At 65.4% G+C, this 21,802-nt stretch carries 13 protein-coding genes; 6 read left to right on the top strand and 7 right to left on the bottom strand.

Annotation, left to right across the window (positions count from 1 at the left end):
• Nucleotides 1–19 precede the first annotated feature (19 nt).
• From IU452_RS18080 to IU452_RS18065, 4 genes are all read right to left on the bottom strand, one after another.
• Nucleotides 20–1,600, bottom strand: coding sequence for a salicylate synthase (locus tag IU452_RS18080; protein WP_195110188.1), 1,581 nt, complete (start codon nt 1,598–1,600; stop codon nt 20–22).
• A complete protein-coding gene (locus tag IU452_RS18075; RefSeq protein ID WP_324192689.1) occupies nt 1,600–3,180 on the bottom strand; it encodes a (2,3-dihydroxybenzoyl)adenylate synthase in 1,581 nt (526 codons plus the stop codon). The genes IU452_RS18080 and IU452_RS18075 overlap by 1 nt, the downstream gene beginning before the upstream one ends.
• Nucleotides 3,181–3,286: 106 nt before the next feature.
• Complete coding sequence (locus IU452_RS18070; RefSeq protein ID WP_195110187.1) at nt 3,287–4,756, bottom strand: tryptophan 7-halogenase; 1,470 nt, start codon at nt 4,754–4,756, stop codon at nt 3,287–3,289.
• A complete protein-coding gene (locus tag IU452_RS18065; protein WP_195110186.1) occupies nt 4,753–6,609 on the bottom strand; it encodes a non-ribosomal peptide synthetase in 1,857 nt (618 codons plus the stop codon). The genes IU452_RS18070 and IU452_RS18065 overlap by 4 nt, the downstream gene beginning before the upstream one ends.
• 574 nt (nt 6,610–7,183) lie before the next feature.
• Between IU452_RS18065 and IU452_RS18060 the strand changes: the two genes are divergently transcribed.
• From IU452_RS18060 to IU452_RS18040, 5 genes are read left to right on the top strand one after another with little or no spacing between them, the layout of a single operon-like run.
• A complete protein-coding gene (locus IU452_RS18060; protein WP_195110185.1) occupies nt 7,184–8,269 on the top strand; it encodes a ParB-like nuclease domain-containing protein in 1,086 nt (361 codons plus the stop codon).
• Nucleotides 8,266–12,225, top strand: coding sequence for a non-ribosomal peptide synthetase (locus tag IU452_RS18055; RefSeq protein WP_195110184.1), 3,960 nt, complete (start codon nt 8,266–8,268; stop codon nt 12,223–12,225). The genes IU452_RS18060 and IU452_RS18055 overlap by 4 nt, the downstream gene beginning before the upstream one ends.
• A 23-nt stretch (nt 12,226–12,248) precedes the next feature.
• Nucleotides 12,249–13,814 carry a phenylalanine aminomutase (D-beta-phenylalanine forming) gene (locus tag IU452_RS18050; protein WP_195110183.1) on the top strand — a complete coding sequence of 522 codons (1,566 nt, stop codon included), beginning with the start codon at nt 12,249–12,251 and terminating at the stop codon, nt 13,812–13,814.
• 36 nt (nt 13,815–13,850) lie between these two features.
• On the top strand, nt 13,851–14,996 hold the full coding sequence (locus tag IU452_RS18045; protein WP_195110182.1) for a class I SAM-dependent methyltransferase: 1,146 nt from the start codon (nt 13,851–13,853) through the stop codon (nt 14,994–14,996).
• A 34-nt stretch (nt 14,997–15,030) separates the two neighbouring features.
• Nucleotides 15,031–16,218 (top strand): 3-deoxy-7-phosphoheptulonate synthase, encoded by a 1,188-nt coding sequence (locus tag IU452_RS18040; protein WP_195110181.1) that lies wholly within the window; start codon nt 15,031–15,033, stop codon nt 16,216–16,218.
• Nucleotides 16,219–16,547: 329 nt separating this feature from the next.
• Here the strand turns inward: IU452_RS18040 and IU452_RS18035 are convergent, their stop codons facing one another.
• A complete protein-coding gene (locus IU452_RS18035; protein ID WP_195110180.1) occupies nt 16,548–16,712 on the bottom strand; it encodes a DUF6374 family protein in 165 nt (54 codons plus the stop codon).
• A 153-nt stretch (nt 16,713–16,865) separates the two neighbouring features.
• On the opposite strand from IU452_RS18035, the gene IU452_RS18030 reads away from it, so the two are divergent.
• Nucleotides 16,866–17,243, top strand: coding sequence for a DUF6300 family protein (locus IU452_RS18030; protein WP_228817989.1), 378 nt, complete (start codon nt 16,866–16,868; stop codon nt 17,241–17,243).
• Between the two features lie 30 nt (nt 17,244–17,273).
• Here the strand turns inward: IU452_RS18030 and dnaE are convergent, their stop codons facing one another.
• Both dnaE and IU452_RS18020 read right to left on the bottom strand, forming a co-directional pair.
• Nucleotides 17,274–20,834, bottom strand: a complete 3,561-nt coding sequence (gene dnaE, locus IU452_RS18025) for a DNA polymerase III subunit alpha (protein WP_195110178.1) — start codon at nt 20,832–20,834, stop codon at nt 17,274–17,276.
• Nucleotides 20,835–20,961: 127 nt separating this feature from the next.
• The gene (locus tag IU452_RS18020; protein ID WP_195110177.1) at nt 20,962–21,747 is read right to left on the bottom strand and encodes a thioesterase II family protein; all 786 of its coding nucleotides are present in this window, start codon (nt 21,745–21,747) and stop codon (nt 20,962–20,964) included.
• Nucleotides 21,748–21,802 lie beyond the last annotated feature (55 nt).

Below are 21,802 nucleotides of genomic sequence, written 5' to 3'. Positions count from 1 at the left end.
GAGTCGGAGCCGGTCGCTCTCACCCGACCGGATCCTTCGGCAGGAGCGTCAGCCATTCGCCGATGGTCGACGCGGCGGCGAGGTCGGTGAGCCGGACGGGCGAACCGGGTCGGCTCCACAGCGTGGCCAGCCGCATCAGGCCGACCGAGTCCAGCGCCAGGTCGGGTCCGCTGGAATCGAGCGAGATCTGGTCGGCGGATACCCCGAGCACGGCCGCGACGTCGGTGATCAGCTGCTGTTCGCGGCTGATCGGGGTGCGCACGTCATTGGCCACGATCGTTCGGGAGACGCTGCGCAACTTCTCGCACGTCTCGACGAATTCGCGGGCCGGACTGGATGTTTCGATGATTCCCGCGCCGGCCCGCAGCCACGTCCGCTCCGGCCGCCGATACATGGCCCGCAGCACGAGGGCCGCGTCGAAGTCGCCGTCCTCGGCCGCCATGAGCACCGCGCCCGCATAGAGTTCGCGGCTCGGTTCGACCCTATGGATGTATTCGCAGGCCGCGGCGCGCGGGATGCCGGATGCGGTGATCGCAGGGAAGAGCCGGGCCAAGGCATCCCAGGCCGTGTGGTCCAGAGTCAGTTGCCCCGATACCCGCGATGCCAGATGCAGTACCGTCCCCCGCTCGACGATCTTCATGAACTCGTCGACGACGACAGAACCTGGGGCGCATACCGATTCGAGGTCGGAGCAGGCTGCCTTGACCGACAGCGCATGTTCGGAGACCTCCTTCGAATCGGTGGTGAGCACGACCGTCCGCGCATCGTCCACGGCTGGGTCGCCGGTGCGGGCGCGAGTCCCGGCCAGCGGCTGCGTGGACACCCGCCGGTTCGCGTCCAGTTCGAGAACGGTTTCCGGGCTGAACCCCGCGGCGTCGAGACCATCCAGGCGCAACCGGAACGACCGTGCCGGAGTGTTCTGTTCGCGGCCCAGTAGGAAGGAGCCGTTGAAGTCCACATCGATCTCCGAGGGAACCTCCACTTCGCGCGAGAGGATGACCTTGCACAGCTCACCGGCACGGATCCGCTCCACCGCGCTCGCCACACGCGCCACATAGGCGTCGTCGGTTCGGCCGTCTGCCTGATCCGGTATGACCGGTCCGCATGGCCGGGCGCCGGCGCCGCTGAGCACGCCGACGACCGGGTCGGCGTCCGCGGGGTGCAGGGCGCGCACCCAGCCGTCGTCGGCACCGAACCGGGCTTCGATCTCGGGGACGAACAAATGCACCAGTATCGTGTCCGGATCCAGGTCCGCGGTCGCGGCGGTGCCGAGCAGGCCCAGCTCGAAGGCCGCGGTGCCGAACGCTCTCCACCCTTCGATCCCGACTCGGTGCAGCATCTCCTCGAGCGGGGCCAGCGGATGGGCGCCGGTCGGTGCCTGCTCGCAATGGCCGTCGGCGGCGCGCAGTGTCACGGCGCTCGGAGTCACGATGATCTCGGCGGCGCGACCGAGACCGGCGTACCAGATTTCTGCGCGCTCGTAGAGGACGAACGCCTCCATCCGGCGGCTCTCGGCGTAGTCCGCGAGTGCGACCGCCGCGACGAGCGGCGCGGTGGCCGATTCGATCCGTCGGCAGGTGTACTGGAGAGATTCGGGCATCAGGACCCTTCCGTCACGGGGGTTGCGGCATGCTGTCGCTGCTCGGTGACCATTCGTGCCGCTCGTCGGCGATCGGGCTTTCCCAGGGCGGTCAACGGCAGCTGGTCGAGGATGTGGATACGCTGCGGCCACTTGTATGCGGCGACACCCCGCCCACGCAGGAAGGTGCCCAGCGCCGCCGGTGACAGCCGCGTGGTATCGGCGGCGTCGCGCAGGCGCAGGCAGGCGGTGACCTGCTGTCCCCAGGCCGGGTCGGGGACCGGGACCACGACCGCATCCTCGATATCGGGGTGGGTGCGCAGGTGGGTCTCGATTTCCGTTGGATCGACCTTCTCTCCGCCCCGATTGATGATGTCGTCGGCCCGGCCCGCTACGACCAGGTTCCCCTCCGGGGTCAGCCGGACCAGATCGCCGGTGCGGTAGAACCCGTCCGCGGTGAAGGCGCGGGCATTGTGTTGTCCGGCCCGGAAGTAGCCGCGCAGCGTGTACGGTCCGCGGACCAGCAGTTCGCCGGTCTCGCCGGGAGGGACAGGGTCGTCGTTCCCGTCGACGATGCGCAATTCGTCACCGGGGGACAGGGGACGGCCCTGAGTGCTCTCGATCACCGGATCCGGGTCGTCGAGCCGCGTGGCGACCAGCAGCCCCTCGGCCATCCCGTACACCTGCTGCAAGGTGCCGGGCAGCGCCACGTTGATTCGGTGTGCCGAGGGTTGTGTAAGTTTCGCCCCGCCGACCTGGACCAGCCGAATCGTGCGGACATCCGGCGCCAGCGCGTCGACCGCCTCGGCCCACAGTGTGGCCAGCGAGGGGACCAGCGAGGTCACGGTCACGTTCTCACGAGCAATGATCTCGAATGCCTCCGACGGATTGGCACTGCGGGACAGCACGACTCGGCCGCCGCATCCGAAAACACCGAGTACGCCGGGACACGCCAGGGCGAAGTTGTGGGCGATCGGAAGTACGGCCAGGTATGCATCGTCCCGATCGATCCGGCACAGCTCTGCCATCGCCCGGGCGTTGTAGGCGTAGTCGTCGTGAGTGCGGGGAATCAGCTTCGGCAGCCCCGTGGAGCCACCGGACAGCAGGAACAGCGCCGGTGCCGCGGGGTCGGGCAGCGACGGAATATCGCCGGCGTCGAGGTCGCGTGATACGGCGCCGTACGGTTCGGTCCCGGCGGGCGCGGCACCACCCACGACGACGACGTGTTCGAGAGCGCAGACCGACCGCAGTCGCTCGACCGCGGTCTCGACCCGGTATCCCGGCAGATCCCCGCCGACGATGTAGCCGTATGCCTGCGCGACCCGGTGCAGGTGAACAATCTCCGACTCCCGATGAGCGGGCAGGGCTAGTACCGGGACCGCCCGAGATCGCAGCAGGCCGAGCAGCACGACCACGGTCTCGACCCGATTCGGAAGATGCACGATCACGCGGCAGCCGTCGGTGAGTCCGCGGTCGACCAACCCGGCGGCGAATCGGTCGGCCGCCCGGTCCAGCTCACGGTATGTCATTTGCTGTGCGTCGTCGACGACGGCGATGCGGTCCGCGAATGTGGTTGCGGCCGTTCGGAAGACCTCGCTCACTACGACGCCTCGCCAATAACCGCTCGCCCGGTAACGCGTGGCCTCGGCCGCCGGCCACGCGGTGAAGTCCCGGTCCTGCGGCGTCATAGCATCGCGGAACATCTCGTCACGCCGCTTGCCATCGCCGCCCGTCCGCGCTGGGGACCAAGCCGCCCTCGAACAGCGGGGTCTCCCCACCACTGTCCTCACCGAGCAGGGCACGCGCCTGCATCTGGGCGCTCTCGGTCATCAGCTCGGATACCAGCGGGGCGTCGTGGATGTCGTACACGTCACCGGAGCCGTCGAGGTGGGTGAGCGAGTCGGTAATGCTGCGGGCGGTCGCCTCGGCCCGGCTCGCCTCCGATGCGGCCAGGTCACCGGAGGACACTCCGCCCACGAGATCCACGAATGCCTCGGCCGCACTTCCCTCATGGCGGGTGATCTTGCGGGCATGCCAGAAGTACGACTCCTCGTCGGTGTGGGTCTGGTAGAAGGCGGTGAGGAAGTCGTGGAAGAGGTCGAACTCGCGGTGGTAGCGCGCCGCGAACTCGCCGAAGCACCGGTCTTCCGGCAGCTCTCCCGCCAGCACCGTGTTGATCGAACGAGCCGCCAGCAGTGCGCTGTAGGTGGCCAGGTGGACACCGGAGGAGAAGACCGGGTCGATGAAGCATGCGGCGTCTCCGACCAGGGCCAGGCCCGGCGTCCATAGTGTCTCGCGGGAGTATGAGTAGTCCTTGCGGACCCGCAGCACATCGTAGGGTTCGTAGGTGGCGCGTTTGGCGTCGCTCAGGTACTCGGCAATGAGCGGGCATTGTTCGATGAACGATCCGAACGCTGCTTCCGGATCGTGCTGGATCGCGTCGGCCTGCTCCCGGTGGACGACCGCGCCGACGCTGGTCAGCTCGTCGGACAGCGGGATGTACCAGAACCATCCGTTGTCGAAGGCGGCGCAGAGGATGTTTCCCGAATTCGGTTCCTCGAGGCGGCGTCCGCCGGTGAAGTAACCGAACAGCGCCAGATTGCGGAAGAACGTGGAGTACCAGCGTTCTCCGGGCACCTCACGGTGGATCCGGCTGCTGCCGCCCGAAGCGTCGATCACGAACGACGACCGCGCGATCCGTTCCTCGTTGTCGGGGGTACGGTATCGAACCCCGGCAACCCGCGTGCCGTCTCGGACCACCCCCATGGCCGGACAACCCTCGCGGACCTCGACGCCCACCCGCTCGGCGTTCCGGAGCAGGATCTCGTCGAATTTGGCGCGTTCGACCTGATAGGCGAACGAACTCGGGCCCGCCATCCGGGGCGAGGCCGCGAATGCGAAGGTCCACGGTTCGGGATTGGTCCCCCATCGGAACGTGCCGCCGCGCTTACGGGGAAAACCCGCGTTCGCGATCGCCGCGTCGGCGCCTATCAGCGGGCAGATGCCGTGGATTGTCGAGGGCAGCAGGGATTCACCGATCTGATACCGGGGGTGCCGCTGCTTGTCCAGCAACAGGACGCGATGGCCGTCGAGGGCTGTCAGTGCCGCTGCCGTGGACCCGCCAGGTCCGCCTCCTACGACGATGACGTCGTACTCGGATCGTTTCGTCTCGGTCATTTGTCCCTCCCTTGTCCCGACGCCTGTTCGACCGCATCCGTATGCAACTTGTGTGCGAGCGCGGCGATGCTGGGGTTCTGCAAGACATCGCGGACGAAGCACGAGATGCCCCGCCCCCGCAGCCGGGCGGCCACACGGGCGGCCAGCAGACTGTGGCCGCCCAGATCTACGAAGTCCGCGTGGATATCTGGGTTCGCGATGTCGAGGACTTCAGCCCAAATGGTGGCGATCGTCTGCTCGAGCGCGGTCCGCGGCTCGGTGGTGTCGCTGCCGCCGGCGGGCACGGTGAGTAGTGCCGCCAGGTCGATCTTTCCGCTGGGCAGCGTCGGCATCTGGTCGATGAGAACGAACGCGGCCGGTACGGCGTAGTCGGGGAGAAGTTCGGTGAGCCGTTCGCGCAGCGTCGACACCAATCCGTCGCGGGTCTCGACCGCGACGACATACGCGACGAGCCGCGTGTGCCCCCGATGCTGATCGGCGGTGACCGCGGCGTTGCGCACCTCGGGCTGGGCGAGCAGAGCGGCCTCGGCCTCGCCCGGCTCGACGCGGTGGCCGCGCACCTTGACCTGGTTGTCGAACCGCCCGAGGAACTCCAACGAGCCGTCGGATCGAAACCGGCAGCGGTCTCCGGTGTGGTACCAGCGGATCGGCTCGCCGTCATGGATTTCGGTGTGGAACCGCAGCGCGGTGAGTCCGGTGTCGTTGAGGTAGCGATCGGCGACGCCGGCACCGCCGACCCACAGTTCCCCAGGCTCGTCGCCGACTACCGGGTGGCCGGAATCGTCGACGAGGCGGACGTGGCTGTTGGCGATAGGGTGCCCGATCAGGGGCTCGGCACCGTCGCCCGAGCGGTGCCAGGTCGTGAACACGGTGCACTCGGTCGGTCCGTAGAGATTGAATGCGGTGGTGTGCGCCCGCCCGGAAAGTCTGCTCCACAACCGTTGTCCGACCCGTTCGCCGCCGACGAGGACGACCCGGGGATACGGTTCGGCATCGAGCAATCCGTGCTCGGTCATCTCTTCCAACAGCGTCGCCGGCCCTTCGACGACCGACAGCTCACGGTCGCGAATCGCCCGCACATACAGCTCCGGATCTTTGCGGACGGTATCCGGCAGCAGATGCAGCTCGTATCCGCCGCACATCCACAGAAGCGGGTTCCATGCCGCGTCGAAGCTCAGCGACAAGCCGTGTGCGATCCGGACCGGACGCGGTGAATTCGCAACTGCCGGAAAGAAATTCCGTTCGATCTCCTGGTAGAGATTGACGAGGCTGCGGCTGTTGATCACCACGCCTTTGGGCCGGCCGGAGGTTCCCGACGTATAGATGATGTAAGCCGGGAGATCGGGCCCGGTCGGGTCATCGGTGCGGACCGTGCTCCGACGCGAATCCGTGCTCGCCCGGCCGCCGAGGGCACTCGGCGTCACCACCACGGCTCCGTCGGTCTCGAATGGTGGATCGGTGTCGGCGATGATCAGATCGGGCCGCGCGTCGGAGATGATCGCTCGGAGCCGGTTTTCCGGGGCCGCCGTATCGAGAGGCAGATACACGGCGCGTGCTTTGCCCACGGCCAACAGGGCCACCACCGCCCACTCCGAGCGCGGCAGGAGGCAAGCCACCAGGCTGCCGGATTCGACGCCGCGGCCGACGAGACTATGGGCCAGGCGAGCGCTCCACTCGTTCAGTTCGCCGAAGGTCCAGCTCCCCGAATCCGTTACCAGCGCTACCCGGTCAGGTGTTCGGGCGGCCCGCTGCTCGAACAGCCAGGACCAATGAACCTCGGGAATCTCGCAAATCGGTCCGGATCCGAACTGTTTCTCGTGCTGCTGCGTCGGTCTGTCCAGCGTGTATGACATCGCTCCCCCGGTTCACGCGTACTGTTTTCCGCTCGTGCGGTCCGATGAATCGAGACGACCGAAATCGAATCGGAACGACCGGGATCCCGGAAGGATCGGCCGGCCGACCAGAAGAATGCATGGTGCCGATTCGAGGGATGAGGCCATCTCGATCACCGAGCGCTGTCGATCATGGTTGTGTCCTCTCGCCGAATTGTCAAGCACGGCAAAGGTTCTGGCTTCATGTGTAGGTTTCCGATGGATAGCTGATTGGTCCGTGCGAGGCGATTCGGGCTGGACTGATATCGGATCGGACGGGTTTGCTGAGGCCTGTGTGGTCGCCGATGAGTTTCAACCTTGACTATCGACGGCCAGCGGGTTAGCTTGCTTCCGAGCAGAATTATGCGGAACTGCTGACTATTCGGCTACTCGCAGATCTGGGGTTGGGGCTACCCGAGCGTTGCGGTCGGGTGCAAATGTATGACGTAAGGGGGGATATTCAGATTGATTCATTCGATTTCGGACCGGTGCGCAATGCCTGATGCCGCCGGTGCCCACTACCGGATAAGCGAGCTCTCGTGATTTAGGTAAGTGAATGCATTCGGATAATCATGTACGTGTTCTGATTGATCCCGATGAATCCTCGGATGATCGGTCCGTCGCCCGGGAATGGTTGGCGTCCGTTGCGACCGTGCCGGTGGAGATGGTCCCGGTGCACACGATTCGATCCGGACCCGCGCTGCGGATGGACGAACGGAGAAGCGCCGAACATATCCGCCTGCTGACCGAGTCGACCGATCCGTTGCCGCCCCTCATCGTTCACCGCTTCACCATGACGCTCATCGACGGCGCCCATCGCCTGTGTGTCGCGCGAGCGCGCGGGCAGGCCGTCGTGCCGGTGCAGTTCTTCGACGGTACTGAAGCCGATGCGTATGCGCTGGCAGTGCAGGTGAATGTTACGCACGGCCTGCCACTGTCGGTCACGGAGCGAAAGGCTGCGGCGGCACGTTTGATATCGACCCATCCGCACTGGTCGGATCGCTTGATCGCAATCACTACGGGGCTGTCGCACAAGACCGTAGGCGTCGAGCGCCGTCGTGTAACCGGTGACTCCTCCCAGTTGCACGCCAGGACCGGTAAGGATGGCAAGGTTCGCCCGCTGGTCGCCGCGGAGGGGAGACGGATCGCGGCGGAAATCATCCGTGACAATCCGACGGCTTCGCTACGCGAGATATCGAGTATTGCCGGGATCTCGACGGGTACGGTCCGGGATGTGAGGGCGCGCTTGAGTCGTGGCGAAGACCCGGTTCCGACGCGCGGAGAACCGAAACACATCGATTCTCCCCCTCAGTCCCCGCGGCTCTCCGATGATTCGGATGAAACTACCGTCGAGGTCGAGCGGAATGCTCCTGTTCCGGAGGTACCCGTGCTCCCGAAGCGGACGGTCACCGTGCCCATTCAGTCTGCGATACTGCAAACTCTCCAGAGCGATCCGGCGCTACGCTTCAATGTCAAAGGCCGAGCTATTCTTCGGCTGGTCAGAAATACGATAAGCGAAACTGGGGCAGCGGAACAAGTTCTCCTCGATGCCCCCAGTCATTGCCACGGCTCGCTCGCGAAACTGGCTCGCGCCAATGCGCAATTTTGGAACGATCTCGCCAACAGGCTGGAGAATCAATGACCCCGTTGTCGTTCGCGCAGCAACGATTGTGGTTTCTGCACGAGATGGGTGGGCCCTCGCCGGCTTACAACGTCCCGGTCGCGTTGCGGATTTCCGGCGATCTGGACCGGGCCGCCCTGCGCGCGGCCGTCCAGGACGTCGTCGACCGGCACGAGAGCCTGCGCACTGTCATCGCCACCGAAGCCGGGCAACCATATCAGGTGCTGTTGGATGTGGATCGGGCCCGGTTACCGTGGGAACACCGCAGCGTCGACGAGGCCGACCTGTCCGATGAGCTCGGTGAAACCGCCCGGCACACTTTCGATCTCACGAGCGACCTACCGGTGCGCGCCACATTGTTCGAGACTGGGCCGGGTCAGCATGTGCTGCTGATCGTCATGCATCACATTGCGTCGGACGGCTGGTCGGTCGGGCCGCTGCTGCGCGATATCGGCACGGCCTTCGAGGCGCGCCGGTGCGGGCGCGCGCCGGATTGGGCGCCACTGCCGCTGCAGTATGCCGACTACGCTGAATGGCAACGCGACGTGCTGGGGGACGCAGGTGACCCGGACAGTCTTGCTGCCCAACAGCTTTCGTATTGGAAGAAGCAGCTTGCCGGGTTGCCGGAACAGCTGGACCTGCCCACCGATCGGCCCCGGCCCGCAGTGGCCTCGCATCGCGGCGGGTACGCCACACTATGGTTGGAGCCGCCGCTACATCAGGCGCTGATCGAGTCGGCGCGCGGTCATCGCGCGAGTCTGTTCATGGTTTTGCAGGCCGCGCTGGCGGCCTTGTTCGCACGGCTGGGAGCGGGTGAGGACATCGCGATCGGCGCGCCGATCGCCGGGCGCACCGACGATCTGCTCAACGATCTGATCGGACTGTTCGTCAACAATCTGGTGATCCGGTCGGATGTCTCGGGCAATCCCACGTTCACCGAACTCGTCGCCCGCGTCCGCGAGACGGCGTTGGCTGCCTACGAGCATCAGGACGTGCCATTCGAGTACCTGGTCGACGAGTTGAACCCAACCCGTTCGCTGGCACGCCATCCGCTGTTCCAGGTCATGCTCGCCCTGCAGAACGCGCCGGACATGATTCCGTGCCGACTCGCTGGACTGGACACCCAGCTGATTCCGGTTCCGGCGTTGACCGGCACGACCAAATTCGATCTGGGCTTCGGGGTTTGGGAATACGGCACATACGCCTCCCCGGAGGGCCTGCAGATCGTCGCCGAGTACGCCACGGATCTGTTCGCCCCCACCACGGTCGAGTTGCTGCTGCAGCGGTTGCGGAGATTTCTGGAAGGCGTGGTCGTCCACCCGGACCGGAGCGTCAGCCGCATCGATATCCTCGGCGCCGACGAATACCGCACGCTCGTCACCGAATGGAGCCGGAACCGGCACGGTATCACGGAAGCGACGATCCCACAGCTTTTCGAGTCACAGGTGCGGCGAACTCCAGACGCCACCGCGGTGGTCTACGGCGACATCTCGCTGTCGTACCGGGAACTCGATGTCCGCGCCAACCGTCTCGCGCACGCGTTGCTCGCCCGCGCGGTGGCACCCGACCAGATCGTCGCCACGGCCGTACCCCGCGGAATCGAGTTGCCCGTCACCGTTCTCGCGGTGCTGAAGGCCGGGGCGGCCTATCTGCCCATCGATCTCGAATATCCTCGCGAGCGCATCGAATTCATGCTTGCCGACGCCCGACCCACCGTGGTCCTGGTGACCACCGAAACCGCATCGGTGATCTCCGGCGCGGAAACCGTTCCCCGGCTGGTGATCGACGACCCGGACGCGGTGGATTTCGGCTCCGGTCGTGCGGACGACCCGACCGATGCCGATCGTGTCGTCCCACTGCATCCTCAGCACTGCGCATACGTGATGTACACCTCCGGCTCCACCGGGACACCGAAAGCCGTTGCCACCACCCATATCGGAATTGCCAGCCAGATCACCGCTCAGGTGACCCGGCTGAACGTGACCGCGCAGAGCCGGGTCCTGCAGTTCGCCTCGCCGAGTTTCGATGTCTCGCTGTGGGAGCTGTGTATGGCGCTGATGTCGGGTGGGACGGTTTTTCTCGCCGATGCCGCGACGCTGGCTCCCGGCGCGCCGCTGATGCGATTTGTCGAGGAACGGCGGATCACCCACGTCACCTTGCCGCCGTCCGTGCTCGCGGCCCTGCCGCCCGGGAGCGAATCGTCGCCCACTATGACGACGATGGTGTTGGCCGCCGAGGGGCCCTCGCGGGAGTTGATCGTTCGTTGGGCGCGCGGGCGCCACATCATCAATGCCTACGGTGCCACCGAGAACACCATGTGCGCCACGATGAGCGAGCCATTGGCGGAGACGATCGAAGGTGAACCTCCGATCGGCCGGCCGAATATCAACAGCGAAGTGTATGTCTTGGGGAGCGGCCTGCAGCCCGTCCCATGCGGGGTGATCGGCGAGCTCTACATCGCCGGGCTGGGGTTGTCGCGCGGATACCACCGTCGGCCCGGCCAGACCGCCGAACGCTTCGTAGCGTGTCCGTTCGGACCTCCCGGACGGCGAATGTACCGCACCGGTGACCTGGCCCGGTGGCGGGCGGACGGCAACCTGGAATGCCTTGGGCGAGTGGACGATCAGATCAACATGCGGGGCTTCCGGATTGAGCCACGCGAGATCGAGAGCCTGCTGGTGCAGCACCCGGACGTGGTTCGCGCTGTCGTGCGAACTCGTGCGGAACAGCCCGGAGACATCCGGCTTGTGGCGTATGTGGTGCCGGCCCGGCCGGGGTGTCGTCCGACGACCGTGCGGGAATACGCCCGAAGCCGGCTACCGAAGCATATGGTGCCGGCCGCCGTCGTACTCGTGCAGAGCTTTCCGTTGACGCCCAACGGCAAGTTGGACTGGGATGCCCTTCCGCCTCCGACATACGACGACACCGCGACCGGTGCCCGCGCCCGGACCCCGCAGGAGCAGACGCTCGCCGAATTGTTCGCCGAGGTGTTGGGGCGCACCACCGTCGGGGTGGACGACAACTTCTTCGACTTGGGCGGTCACTCCCTGCTGGCCACACAACTCATCGAAAAGATTCGAATCACCCTCGACGCCGACATCGGGGTGGCGGCGCTTTTCGAGGCGCCGACACCGGCGGGTCTGGCAGGACGATTGGGGATCGACGACGGCGATCGTGCTTTCGATGTGATCCTGCCCCTGCGCTCCGCGTCCGGCGGGCCCGCACTGTTCTGCGTTCACCCCGTGGGTGGGCTGAGCTGGCCTTACGCCGGGCTCATGAAACACCTCGACCGCGACGTCTCCCTGTTCGGTATCCAGGCCCGGGGCCTCTCCCGCCCCGAGCGGCTGCCGGAGAGTGTCGAGCAGATGGCCCTCGACTACCTCGACCACATCCGGTCGGTCCGACCGGCCGGGCCGTACAACCTGCTCGGATGGTCGTTCGGCGGCATCGTGGCCCACTCGATGGCCGTCGAACTGCAACGCCGTGGCGAAAGCGTCGACGCACTGTTTCTGCTCGACGCGCACCCTCAGTGGCATCCGAGCGACGACGGTGCGGTCGACGAACGATTGCTCCTGGCCAGGGTGCTGGAGATCTTCGACTGCGACACCGATGGCCTGACCGACCGATCCCTGACGCCCCTCGCGGCGCTGAACGTGGTCCGTAGTCGAGGCGGCCCCCATGCCCTGGCCAGCCTGAGCGAGCGACACCTGACCTCGATGGCCGAAGTTCTCACGAACAACACCACGCTGATGCAGGGCTACACCCCGGCGGTCTATGAGGGAGACGTCGTGCACTTCACCGCCGTGCGCGCACAGTCCAACGACGATCCGGCAGCGGAAATCTGGCGTCCGTACGTCGAGGGCCACATCGAAACCATCCCGGTCGACTGTGCACACGACGACATGACACGGCCGGAGCCACTGGCCCGAATCGGGTCCGTTGTGGCCGAGAAACTGCAGCGAATCCGCATCCCATGACCACGAATCAGGAGGCCGAGACGATGACATTCACAGTGAAGCTGGGCGAGGACGTCCGACTGGACCAGCTCGAGCATCTTGCGGTGAACCGGATACCCGTCGCACTGGATGACGCGGTGCGCGTGCGGGTACGGGCGTCACGCGATGTCGTGGACCGGTTCGTTGCCGAGGGCCGGGTGATCTACGGCGTCAACACCAGTCTCGGCGGTTTCGTCGATCACCTCGTTCCGGTCGACCTTGCCGGGTCCTTGCAGAAAAACCTCATCCGTACGGCCGCCACCAATGTGGGCGAATACCTCGACGAAACGACGGTGCGGGCGATCATGTTGTCCCGCATTGTATCTCTGGCCCGCGGTAACTCGGGTATCTCCCTCGACAACCTCGACAAACTGGTCGCGCTCTGCAATGCAGACGTGGTCCCGTGTGTGCCGCGCAAGGGTTCGCTCGGGGCCAGTGGGGATCTCGGTCCGCTGGCGGCCATCGCGCTGGTGTGTATCGGTGAATGGAAGGCGAGTGTCGATGGCCGCGTGCTGCCCGGTGCGCAAGCGCTCGCTTCGGCGGGGCTGGAACCGATGGAGCTGAGCTACAAGGAGGGGCTGGCGCTGATCAACGGAACGTCGGGGATGGTGGGCCTCGGCGCGCTGGTGCATCAGGGGGCCCAGCGACTGGTGGACACCTACGTGCTGGTGTCGGCCCTGTCGGTCGAGGGCTTGGCCGCAATGACCCGGCCGTTCACTCCGGCGGTTCATCGGACCAAACCCCATGTGGGTCAGCTCGCGGTGGCCGAGAAATTGTGGACGGCGCTGGCCGACTCCGGACTCGCGGTCAGCGAGGAACGCACCGCCGAGAAACTGGCGGGCGAGATGAGCCTGTCTCCCGGGGCAGCGTCGGCTCCGATCGAGGACGCCTATTCGATTCGCTGTACGCCGCAGATCCTCGGGCCCGTGGTGGACAATCTCGCCACCATCGGTGCGACATTGCAGAACGAACTCAATTCGTCGAACGACAATCCCATCGTCTTGCCCGAAGACCAGCAGATCTACCACAACGGTCATTTCCACGGCCAATATATCGCGATGGCAATGGATCACCTGGTCATCTCGCTGGCGACGGTGACGAATCTCGCGAACCGCCGGGTCGATCGGTTCTTGGACAAGAGCAGCAGCAACGGTCTGCCCGCATTCCTGTGCGCCCAGGATCAGGGTTTGCGCATGGGCCTGATGGGTGGCCAGTTCATGACCGCCTCAGTGACCGCGGAGACGCGGGCGACGAGCGTACCGATGTCGGTGCAGTCCCTCACCGCGACAGGTGATTTCCAAGACATCGTGTCGCTGGGTCTCGTTGCCGCGCGCCGGGCGAACGAGGCGCTGGTGAACGCCGCTTACGTCGTCGCATTCGAGCTGCTGTGCGCCTGCCAGGCGGTGGACATCCGGGGGTCCGACGGGTTGTCGAGCGCAACGCGAACCCTCTACGAGCGGGTACGCCGCATTGTCCCCTTCCTCGAACTCGATGTCCCACTGACCGATTACCTCGAGGCCCTCGCCGCCGAACTACTGACCCCGACCGTCCCGGCGGTCCACCGTGTGTGACGCCATACCGCTTTCCGCGAGGACAGGAGCAGATTCATGACCGACGGTGGCCTCAGTGCCTCTCGCACGATGACTGTGGAGACAGCGCAGCTGCCCGTGATCGATTACGGTGCGTTCGCGCCGACCGGTTCGGACGACGAGAAGACGGTGATCGCGGCCCATGAGCTGTACACCGTTCTCATCGGGCTGTGGGCGCCGGCGATCATCGAGGCCGCCCACGACCTCGGCGTATATCCGCAGCTGTCCGGTGCGGGAGTGAGTAGCGACCAGGTGGCGGATGTTCTCTCGCTGCCCGGCACTGCCTCGCGCATCCTGCTGGACGGACTGCACGCCTGCGGCATCGCCGAGCGGTTCCGGTCCGACGACGGGATTGTCCGGTACCGGCTGCGGGAGCGCTTCGCCCCGCTGCTGCTCGGTGGCGGCGCCTACCATCTGCTCGGAAAGCTGTCCTATGACCGGAGCGTGGCCTGGTCGGCGTGGTGGCGCCTCCCAGATTCGATCCGCAACGGTAATCCGGGTCCCGGGGAATCGGACGGCCGAAATCAGAACTCCGAGCAGGACTTCGTGGCGCTGGTGAGTGGAATCAATTTCTGGGCGCCGCATGTCGTCCAACAGCTTCGAGCGGGCCTCGCCGAGGACCTCGGATGGGATCTGTCGCACCCGAGATCGATACTCGACGTTGGCTGCGGCACGGGAATCTACAGTCAGCTGTTACTACGCAAACAACCCGAGTGGACCGCCGTCGGAATCGAGACGCCAAAGGTGGCACACATTGCCCGCGAGCAGGCACTGCGCTTCGCAGTGGCGGACCGATTCGACTGCCGTGAAACGGATTTTCTCGAGGACGGCTGGGATGTTTCGTGCGACATCGTGCTCCTGGTCAATGTCGTCCATCTCCTACCCGCTGCCACCGCAGCCGAATTCATCGAGCGGGCGTCGCGAGCCGTGCGACCGGGCGGCTGCCTGTGCGTCATCGACACCATTCTCGACGATTCGAAGGACACCTTCGACCAACCGCAGGACCGCTTCGCCGCGATGTTCGCGGTCTCCATGCTCGCTACCGGTGGGGGAGACGCCCACTGTGTCTCCGATTACCGGCGGTGGCTGCACGCTGCCGGACTGCGCCCGACAGCGGTGCGGGAGACGCCGATGCACCGGGTGCTCATAGCGGTTGCCCCCTGAATCCTCCCGAGAAAACTATCACGAGGTACCGCTGGTGACCCGCCTCTCCAATGCCATCTATGTCGATGCGGCGCAGCAGCCGCAGTGGAGCGATCGGAAATCGTTGGCTCGCGTATTGGAAGAATTGCGCCGACGGTTGCCGCTGGTTGATGCGCAGTCCTGTCATGCACTCGGGGACGAGTTGGAGTTCGTCGCTCGCGGAGACTCGTTTGTGGTGCAGGCAGGCGAATGCGCCGAGCTGTTCGAGGATTCCGCACCCGCCAGAATGCTGGCCAAAAATGCTCAGGTGAACGAGCTTCGCACTATCGTCGCGTCGGTCGGGCTACGGACCGTGGGAATCGGCCGATTCGCCGGACAGTACGCGAAACCGCGGTCGTCAGCCCTCGAAATTCTCCCGGACGGAACCGCGGTGCCCGTCTATCGCGGAGATGCGGTCAACGGGTTGGCGGAAACGAAATCGGCTCGCCGGGCCGACCCGCTGCGATTGCTCGCCGCCTATGACAATGCCGCACGAGCGCTGAGCGTCCTGCACAGCCGGCCCTCACCGATAGATCGTGACACTGTCACCTATGTCAGCCATGAGGCCCTGCTGCTCGGTTTCGAACGCGCTCTGGCCCGCCCGGATCCGGTGGTGGGAGCAAGCTATGCCTCCTCGGCACATATGGTTTGGGTAGGGGATCGAACCCGGCAACCGGACGGGGCACATGTGGCCTTCGCCGAGAGCATCAACAACCCGATCGGAATCAAGATCGGACCTACCGCCGAACTCTCCGAAGTGGTCGGCGTGGTGGACCGTTTGGCGGCTGGTCGGCGCCTCGGTCGGCTCTGTCTCATCGTGCGCCTGGGTGTCGATGCGATCGGTCAACGGTTTCCAGCCCTGATCACCGCTTTGGGCCGCACGGCCGGTGAGGTCGTTTGGCTGTCGGACCCTATGCACGGCAACACGATTCGAACACCGGACGGTCAGAAGACGCGGACCATGACCGACATCCTGGGGGAGATCGAACAGTTCTGGGACATACTCCGGCGGCATGGCCGCTGGCCCGGCGGAGTACACCTGGAGGTCACGCCGGACCCGGTAACAGAATGCGTATCGACACACAGTGAGGCGATCGCCGGCTCGGCACCGAGAAGGTTCGAATCCCCCTGCGACCCGCGCCTGAATGCCGATCAAGCCCGGACGGTGATGCACTGTGTAGCCGAATTGATAAAGGCTGGTTGAGATCTGCGACATATTCACGGTCACTGGACAGATGTTCTGGTGGCGGGTTGATTCAAGGTAACGTCGCGGCTCGGAAAGCAGATGCACCGAGCGGCCACATTCGAGCCGGTCAGGCCCATTTTCAGTACGGCTTCCGGTTCCCTTACACACCAGCGGTCGGCGGTTCGAACCCGTCTGCGCCAACCCAGAGAGCCTTCTTCGAAGGCGGGGAGATCGACCGGGCGGCGAACCTGCCTCACGCCATCGACGTCGGCTGGGTCGGCCGTGTGTCCGCTGCGGCTCCGCAATGCTCCCTATTCGGAATTGGCGCGGCGGGTTGGGTGGGTTGGTCAGGTTTGCTCGGTGAGAATTCGTAGGCTTTCGGCGAGCTTTGCGGCTAGGTGTTCTAGTTGGTCGGGGGTGATGCTCTTGCCGAAGGCTGCTGCGTCGAGGAGTTGGCGCCGGACATTGTCGATCTGCGTCTGGGCGAACGAGATTCGAGAGAGTTCGAGCACTGGGGGAGAGTACCTCATCGTGGGATCCGTTCTTGCGGGCTGCGGTATTGACAACTGACGGTTGGGGATTGGGAGTGTTGTTTGTTGGACAAGGGGGTGGGGATCTAGTCGAATCGTTTATCGACGCCTGCTCACAACTGAAGAAAGGCGGCGATGGTGACGCGAACGGGGGATGGGCGACCCGGCGGTTCGTCGGGTCTGGAATGCGAGCTCTTGTTGGTGGACGATCTTCCGTGTCACCGGTGTGGTGACGCGTTGATTTGCTCGGTGCGGGCGCCGCATTCGTTTCTGCGCGAGGACGGTACCGAGGTGCGCGGAATTCGGACCGTGGGGCTCTGTCCGAACTGTGACAAGGGAAATCCCGCGGCGCACGCGGTCATCGAGCACGTCGCGAGGCATCGCGAGATGACCTGTTCGCCCCTGTCCGAGCTTGCCGCGGTGTTGGGAGACTGGCTGAGCGAGGTCTTGCCCGCGCGGGTCGACGACGCCCAGCTGGCGGTGCTCCGTACGGGAGGCTCCTGTCCGGCCTGACAAGCCGCGGATGTGGGGCGAAAGCGGCTGTCAGGTCAGCACTTTGACGCCTCGGACCGCCCGCAGCTCGCCCAGCAGTGCCGAGCTCACCGTCACCGGGTAGTCGTCGACCGCGAGCGTGGTGCGCCGCTGTCGATAGAACAGCACCAGACGCACCGGCGTTCCGCCGTGGTGGGACCGCAGCGCCGACTTGAGTTCGAGCACGCTGTCCCGATCGGTGGTCTCGGCATTGATCTCGAGCATCAGAGGGGGCGCTTGGTCACCGCGTTCCACGGAACTGACGTCGAGTGGTGCGAGGTGCGTGCCGAAGACTCCCATTTTTTCCTCCCGCCAATTGACTCGACCCTCCACAACCACAACCGCGTCCACGACGAGATCGGCCGCGAATACGGCGTAACTCTTGGGAAAGAACAAAACCTCGACCGACGCATCCAGGTCCTCGATGACGGCGATCGCCCAGCTTTCACCCTTCTTGTTGACCCGGCGTTCCAGCGAGGAGATCATTCCCGAAATCGTGATCGTCCCCTCGCGCGGAGCGTTGGCCAAAACGGCCGCGATCGGCTTCGGAGCCGCCTTGCGGAGAATGTGATTCGTACCGTCGAGGGGGTGACCGGAGACATAGAGGCCCAGCATTTCTCGCTCGATTCCGAGCAATACTTTGCGAGGCCATTCCTCGCCGTCGAAGCTCAGGTGGCTCAGTGGCGAGGAATCGCTGGAGCTCTCCTGGGCGCCGCCCTCGATACCGAACAGATCGAACTGCCCCATCGCCTCTTGCCGCTTGAGGCCGGTGACGGCATCCACCGCCTCCTCGTGGACGTCGATGAGCGCCTTGCGGGGATGGCCGAACGAGTCGAACGCACCGGCCTTGATGAGCGATTCCAGGACGCGCTTGTTGCAGCAGACCAGTTCCGACTTCTCGACGAAATCGGCGAACGAGGTGTACTTGCCCTTTTTGTTACGGGTCTCGATGATCGACTCGACCACGTTGGCCCCCACGTTGCGAATTCCGCCGAGCCCGAACCGGATGTCGTTGCCGACGGCGGAGAACCGCAGTGAGGACTCGTTGACGTCCGGCGGCAGGACCTTGAGGCCCAGCTGCCGGCACTCGGCCAGGTAGATCGCCGACTTGTCCTTGTTGTCCGCCACCGAGGTGAGCAGGGCCGCCATATATTCGGCCTGATAGTTGGCCTTGAGGTAGGCGGTCCAGTAGCCGACCAGTGCGTACCCTGCGGCGTGTGACTTGTTGAACGCGTACCCGGCGAACGGCAGGACCGTGTCCCACAGGGCCTGCACCGCCTCGTCGGAGAATCCGTTCTCGCGCATGCCCGCCCGGAAGCCCTCGAATTCCTTCTCCAGGACCTCGAGTTTCTTCTTACCCATCGCCCGGCGCAGCACGTCGGCGCGGCCCATCGAGAAACCGGCCACGCGCTGGGCGATCTGCATGATCTGTTCCTGGTACACGACCAGGCCGTAGGTCTCGGCGAGGATGTCGCGCAGCGGCTCGGCCAGTTCCTCGTGGATCGGCTCGATCGCCTGCCGGCCGTTCTTGCGGTCGGCGTAGTTGTTGTGCGTGTTCATCGCCATCGGCCCCGGCCGATACAGCGCGTTGACGGCGATGATGTCCTCGAAGCCGGTGGGCCCCAACCGGCGCAGCAGATCGCGCATGGCGTTGCCATCGAGCTGGAACACGCCGAGGCTGTCGCCGCGGCCCAGCAGCTCATAGGTCTTCGGGTCGTCGGTCCCGAGCGAGTCGAGCTCCACCGTCTCGCCGCGGTTGGCCTCGATGTTGTCGATCGCATCGCCGATCACGGTGAGGTTGCGCAGCCCGAGGAAGTCCATCTTCAGCAGACCGATGGCCTCGCAGGACGGGTAGTCCCATCCGGTGATGACCGCGCCGTCCTCGCGCTGCCACAGCGGAATCACATCCACCAGCGGCTCCGAGGACATGATCACCGCGCAGGCGTGCACGCCCGCGTTGCGGATCAGGCCTTCCAGTCCGCGGGCGGTCTCGAAGATGGTGGAGACGTCCTTGTCGGTCTCGATCAGCGAACGAACTTCGGCGGCCTCGGGATAGCGCTCGTGCTTCGGATCGACGATGCCCGCGAGCGGGATGTCCTTCGCGGCCACCGGCGGCGGAAGCGCCTTGGAGATCCGGTCGGCGATGGAGAACCCCGGCTGACCGAAGTGGACCCGGGCGGCATCCTTGATCGCCGCCTTGGTCTTGATCTTGCCGAAGGTGATCACCTGCGCGACGCGATCGGTGCCGTACTTTTCGGTGGCATAGCGCACCATCTCCCCGCGGCGACGATCGTCGAAGTCCATATCGATATCGGGCATGGACACGCGCTCGGGGTTGAGGAATCGCTCGAACAGCAGGCCGTGCTCGATGGGGTCCAGGTTGGTGATGCCCAACGCGTAGGAGACGAGCGATCCGGCCGCCGACCCACGACCCGGGCCGACCCGAATGCCTTCCCGGCGTGCGTGGTTCATCAGGTCGGCGGTGATGAGGAAGTAGGCGGGAAACCCCTTCTGCACGATGATGTCGATCTCGAACTCGGCGCGGCGGATGTACTCGTCGGTCACGCCCGCGGGCAACCGCCACTCCAGGCCGCGCATGACCTGCTCGCGGAACCACGAGGTCACGTCGTAGCCCTCGGGCGCCTCGTAGATCGGCATCCGGTCGGTGTGCTGCCACACCTCGGCATAGGACTCGACCCGCTCGGCGATCAGCAGGGTGCTGTCGGCCGCACCCGGGACCTGGGTGTCCCAGTACGCCCGCATCTCCTCGGCCGATTGCAGGTAGTAGCCGTCGCCGTCGAACTTGAACCGAGTCGGATCGCTGAGCGTCTTGCCGGCCTGGACACACAGCAGCGCGGCGTGGGCGTCGGCCTGATCTTTGGTGACGTAGTGAGAGTCGTTGGTGGCCACCGGGGGCAGGCCGAGTTTCGCGCTGATCTCGAGCAGGCCCTCGCGGACCGACCGTTCGATGGGCAGGCCGTGGTCCATCAATTCGACGAAGAAATTGTCCTTGCCGAAGATGTCCCGGTAGTCGGAGGCGGCCTGGAGGGCCTCGGCATGCTGGCCGAGCCGCAGCCGGGTCTGCACCTCGCCGGAGGGGCAGCCGGTGGTGGCGATGATTCCCTCGGAGTGCGCGGCGATCAGTTCCCGGTCCATGCGGGGCTTGCGGTAGTAGCCCTCCATGCTCGCCAGCGAGGACAGCTTGAACAGGTTGCGAAGCCCTCGGGCGTTCTGCGCCAGCATCGTCATGTGCGTGTAGGCGCCGCCGCCGGAGACGTCGCCGCCGACGCCCTCCCCGTTGGAGCCGCGCTGGTTGGCCTGGCCCCAGAACACCGGCTTCTTGTGGAAACGGCTCCCGGGAGCGACGTAGGCCTCGATGCCGATGATGGGCTTGATGCCCATCTTCGTGGCGACCTGGTAGAACTCGTCCGCGCCGAACATGTTTCCGTGATCGGTCATGCCCACCGCGGTCATACCGAGTCGACCGGCCTCCTCGAACAGTGGCTTGATCTTCGCCGCACCGTCCAGCATCGAGTATTCGGTGTGAACATGCAGGTGAACGAACGAGGACAACGGACGCCTCCAGACGCGACTCAGGCTCGGATCGACCTATTCGAGCCGAGCCGACGATCGAGGGTCAAACAATCGACACGCACACTGTGACAACCATTGGTTGTCTTGGCTGGCCCTGTGCCGCAAGCTATTCCGCGCGCGGACCGGACACGCTGAGCAAGGTTTTCGTGATCGTGTCGAGGACGGCGGTCCGGTGGGCGGTCAGGTAGAAATGCCCGCCGGAGAAGACCAGGGTCTCGCACGCCGCGGTGGTGTGCCGCGCCCAGTCGCGCGCCTCGTCCACGGTCGTCTTCGCGTCGTCGTCACCGACGAGCACCGTGATCGGGGATCGGACGGTGGCCCCGGGGGCACACCGGTAGGTTTCGATCGCCTTGTAGTCGCTGCGGATCGCGGGCAGGATCATGCGCAGTATCTCCTCGTCGCCGAGCAGCGTGCTGTCGGTGCCGCTGAGGGATCGAAGCTCTGCGACGATCGCGTTGTCGTCGCCGGTGTGCACGTGTTCGTCGCGATGCCGGGACGGTGCGCGGCGACCGGAGGCGAACAGCATGGTCAGCACGACCCCGTCCCGCTCCTCGAGCAGTCGGGCGACCTCGAAGGCCAGGATCGCACCCATGCTGTGGCCGAAGAAGGCCAGCGGGATATCGGTCCACGGCGTCAGAGCGGCGTAGATCTGTTCGGCGAGTGCCCCGACATCGTCGATACACGGGTCCAGGCGCCGGTCCTGTCGCCCCGGGTATTGCACGGCCAGCACTTCCACCGCACCCGAATTCGAACCGGACAGCGCCGCCGACACTGGGAAGAAGAAGCTCGCCGAACCCCCGGCGTGCGGGAAGCAGACCAGCCGGATCGTCGGTGCGGATGCCGGATGGGGCCGTCGGATCCAGGGCGCGTTGCCCACCGTCGGTTCGGCCATGCGTGGGGTACTCCTGTGTTCTCTCGGTCGAAATTCCCGCTCCGCCAACCGGTAA

The organism is Nocardia transvalensis, assembly GCF_015477765.1.
In the GTDB taxonomy this organism is placed as follows: domain Bacteria; phylum Actinomycetota; class Actinomycetes; order Mycobacteriales; family Mycobacteriaceae; genus Nocardia; species Nocardia transvalensis_A.
The sequence above is the reverse complement of the archived record's forward strand: the minus strand, read 5'-3'. Positions and strand labels throughout refer to the sequence as shown.